This window comes from Vibrio ordalii ATCC 33509, assembly GCA_000257205.1.
Taxonomy (GTDB): Bacteria; Pseudomonadota; Gammaproteobacteria; order Enterobacterales; family Vibrionaceae; genus Vibrio; species Vibrio ordalii.
The window spans coordinates 1-3,289 of sequence record AEZC01000175.1 but is presented as its reverse complement, the minus strand read 5'-3'; the positions used below and the strand labels follow the sequence as shown (position 1 = coordinate 3,289).

At 40.7% G+C, this 3,289-nt stretch carries 4 protein-coding genes and 1 pseudogene; 2 read left to right on the top strand and 3 right to left on the bottom strand.

The window, feature by feature from the left end:
- The first annotated feature begins 203 nt into the window (after nucleotides 1-203).
- On the top strand, nucleotides 204-812 hold the full coding sequence (locus VOR_RS0112190) for a 2OG-Fe(II) oxygenase (protein WP_010319982.1): 609 nt from the start codon (nucleotides 204-206) through the stop codon (nucleotides 810-812).
- Nucleotides 813-873: 61 nt separating this feature from the next.
- Here the strand turns inward: VOR_RS0112190 and speG are convergent, their stop codons facing one another.
- The gene (gene speG, locus VOR_RS0112185; RefSeq protein ID WP_010319981.1) at nucleotides 874-1,395 is read right to left on the bottom strand and encodes a spermidine N1-acetyltransferase; all 522 of its coding nucleotides are present in this window, start codon (nucleotides 1,393-1,395) and stop codon (nucleotides 874-876) included.
- Between the two features lie 147 nt (nucleotides 1,396-1,542).
- On the opposite strand from speG, the pseudogene VOR_RS0112180 reads away from it, so the two are divergent.
- Nucleotides 1,543-1,776, top strand: a pseudogene (locus tag VOR_RS0112180) (ATP-binding cassette domain-containing protein); the annotation flags it as partial.
- Between the two features lie 70 nt (nucleotides 1,777-1,846).
- On the opposite strand, the gene VOR_RS0112175 reads toward VOR_RS0112180, so the two are convergent.
- Nucleotides 1,847-2,947 (bottom strand): GGDEF domain-containing protein, encoded by a 1,101-nt coding sequence (locus tag VOR_RS0112175; RefSeq protein ID WP_029627150.1) that lies wholly within the window; start codon nucleotides 2,945-2,947, stop codon nucleotides 1,847-1,849.
- Nucleotides 2,947-3,289: putative pterin-binding protein (locus VOR_RS0112170; protein ID WP_010319978.1), on the bottom strand; the 343-nt coding region annotated here is incomplete at its 5' end. The genes VOR_RS0112170 and VOR_RS0112175, both read right to left, overlap by 1 nt.

Genomic DNA, 3,289 nt, shown 5'->3' with positions numbered 1-3,289 from the left:
GGGGCACGAGTCAGTGCCCCTTTGTTATGTAGGAGGGTATTCAATCATAGGTTGTTCAACAACCACGGTGTTTGTTTCTAGTCTTTTTTTGCCAACTTCTCCACCTCCACAAATTCACCTTGTCTTAAGCATCGAAACACCGATTTGTTGTTATGGCTTGCTATCGATATAACCACAGCACTTTTGTTATATGTAGTGTGAAAATGTCGTTAGATAAATTGATGGATGCAATTGCCGATCAAGGTTGGTACATATGGGATGACTTTTTAACACCAGAGCAAACCAAAAACCTACGAGCTTGTACGCCACCGCAGTTACAAGTGGCGCGAATTGGCAGGCACGATGCCTTGCAATTAGAGGTTGAAATACGCAACGATAAAATCCAGTGGATTGAAAACAGCATGGGCCTGCCTGTGCAAGACTATTTGCAACGTATGGAGCAAATTCGCCAAGAGGTTAACCGCCACTTTTTCCTTGGGCTATTTGAATACGAAGCTCATTTTGCCAAATATGAAATAGGGGCATTCTACCAAAAACACCTCGACGCCTTTACAGGCAATGCCAGCCGCAAACTGACGACGGTATTTTATATGAACGATCAGTGGTGTGGTGTTGATGCAGGTGAGTTGGTTATTTACGATGTTCAAGATCAGTATCTCGCGACGGTTGCGCCGATAGCGGGGCGTTTACTGGTCTTTTTATCAGAACGTTTTCCGCATGAAGTACAACCTACCAACGCTGAGCGTTTCAGCATCGCTGGGTGGTTTCGCGTGAATGGTGTGACAGGCAACAAGCTCGATATTGCCTGTTAACGCAAAGCTAATAAGTCAGCGTGGCTTTTGTGTAGCCACGCCCTTGCTCGCTTCGATGGTATTAGGTGGGCTTATTAAGATACGCGTTTTGCAAAATGTACATGCGCTTTACGTCACGATATTGGCCATTAATGAAGAATTCTTCAACTAAGTGTCCTTCCTCAACAAAGCCAGCTTTTTGATACAAATGGATGGCTTTGTCGTTTTCCGTCGACACATGCAGATAGATTTTGTGTAGGTTCAAAATGGTGAAAGAGTAGTCTAATGCTTTGTTGATTAAGGTTTGTGCAAACCCTTTTCCTTGGTGCTCCGGCGTGATGATGATCTGAAACTCACCGCTGCGGTGAATATAATCAATTTCAATTAATTCAACGAGCCCGATCAGTGCTTTATCTCGATTCTCAACCACAAACCGACGCTCGGCGTTATCGTGAATGTGCTTGTTGTACAGCTCTTCCAACTCATCAAAAGACTCATAAGGCTCTTCAAACCAGTAAGACATAATGTTGCGGTTGTTATTGAGATCATGGATAAAGCGTAAGTCACCGCGCTCTAACGCTCTTAATGATAATTGATTGTTCATAGCAAACCTTCATTGAACTAAGGCATTCATCTTATGCCGACTTTGTTGCAATACAAGTGGTTAGTCAGCAATTTTTTAAAGTACGTGCTTATTTTGTGTTGTAAGCGAAGCTGATGGTTAAGATCCCATTTGCTAGAGAAATGGTTATCATCCGCTCTTGACCCGATTGCAACGCATAAAATTGAACAATTAATGGAAGAGCTGAAAAAGAATTACACCCTCGTTATTGTCACGCACTCAATGCAGCAAGCGGGTCGTATTTCTGACCGCACGGCGTTTTTCTTAATGGGGGAATTGGTTGAACACAATGATACACAAGTCATTTTCAACAATCCTAAAGATGGTAGAACCATGGGATATGTCAATGGCGATTTCGGCTAGTCACTTATTGCAGCAACTAACCTGAAATAATGACGAACTCATTATAACTATAAAGCGATGGTAACTTTGCTCATACAGAGGGGCTTTTTTGTAGGAACTTCATGGCATACATATTCTTATCCGCAATATGTATTAATTGATTAATATTGGCCGAATCTTTAGGAAAAGAGGCAACACCTATACTGGTTGAGAGCTTTGCTCCCACTCCATTATCCACGAAGAACTTCTCTTTAAAACACGCTTTAATATTGCGTTGCATGATGCTCAGTTCCATCGTGTCAATACTATGGATGATCAGATCAAACTCATCCCCTCCCATTCGAAATACTGAATAATCGAACGTTGGAATTGAATGAGTTAAGCGAAAGGCTACTTGCTGTAGCACACTGTCTCCTGCTTTATGGCCATTTTGGTCATTGATTGGTTTAAAGTCGTTTAAGTCGAGGAGAAAGAGAGAAAAGGGTTTATTGACAGAAATATGATGCAGTTTTTCAAACATAGCAAGGCGGTTTGCAAGACCAGTTAAAGGGTCAGTTAACGCTAAGGTACGTTGAGCAACCGCTTCTTTATGAAAAATATAGCTGACTAAGCCAATGCAACCCAGCATTAAGAACATCAGCAGAAATTGTACCTGTGTCAGCCTATTTGCTTTTTCTTTTTGCTCGAGATAGATAGGGCTTTGCAGTTGAAAGTTTTGGTTTACATAGCCGATAACCCGGTCGTAAATCAAGCGAGCATGTTTTTCAAATACAGCCAATGACTTTTGATCTTTAACGGCTAGCAATAAGCTTTCTAATATTTTGAAATCATCGAAGTTGTTCTTAAAAAAGTGCTGAGAATCAACTCGACTCATAAAATTATCTGATTCATGGCTGGTTAGAATTAAATCAAAACGGCTCCAAATCAGCTCATACTGCAGCCAAGTGTGCGATCTCTTCTCCTGTGAATCTAAGTAATAAGGAGCCGAAGCCACTAGTTCAGAATACTCTTTAGTGAGTTGGAATAAGTACCAAGTAGCGTAGTTTTGTTGATCTGTATAGGAATTAGCTAAGGAGCGGGTAGTTGAAATTATGTATAAATTGGCGACGATAAGGCACGCAGACAGAACAATCAGTAGTCTCTTGGCGCGGTATAGTAATGGGTGTAAAGTGCAGTGTGTTGTGACTTTCATTATTTATCGAGAATTATTAAGTTTTTTAATTGCCAAACCATCTGGTTATGATAGATCGTATTATTTAGTAGCTTTGGATATTTACCTAAATTATAGATAAGCCAAAATGGTCCCTTGTTTCTTATCTTCATTTCATTGCCATTCATATGATAAGCAATAATGGGCTCATAGCGAGTTAAGTCTTCAATCGAAATATTAGCGGCGTAGTCATCAATAGCCAAAAATGACACTGACGATACTTGTCCTACCTTCAAATATGTAATTAAATCAGTAACTTTAAACCCAGTAAAACGGTTTTCTTGGAGAAGCCAAGGAAGTGAGGTCGTAAAGGTTTCACGAGGC

Coding starts and splice junctions, on each gene's coding strand:
- VOR_RS0112190 (WP_010319982.1), top strand. CDS start 204: ATGTCGTTAGATAAATTGATGGATGCAATTGCCGATCAAGGTTGGTAC.
- VOR_RS0112175 (WP_029627150.1), bottom strand. CDS start 2,947: ATGAAAGTCACAACACACTGCACTTTACACCCATTACTATACCGCGCC.
- speG (WP_010319981.1), bottom strand. CDS start 1,395: ATGAACAATCAATTATCATTAAGAGCGTTAGAGCGCGGTGACTTACGC.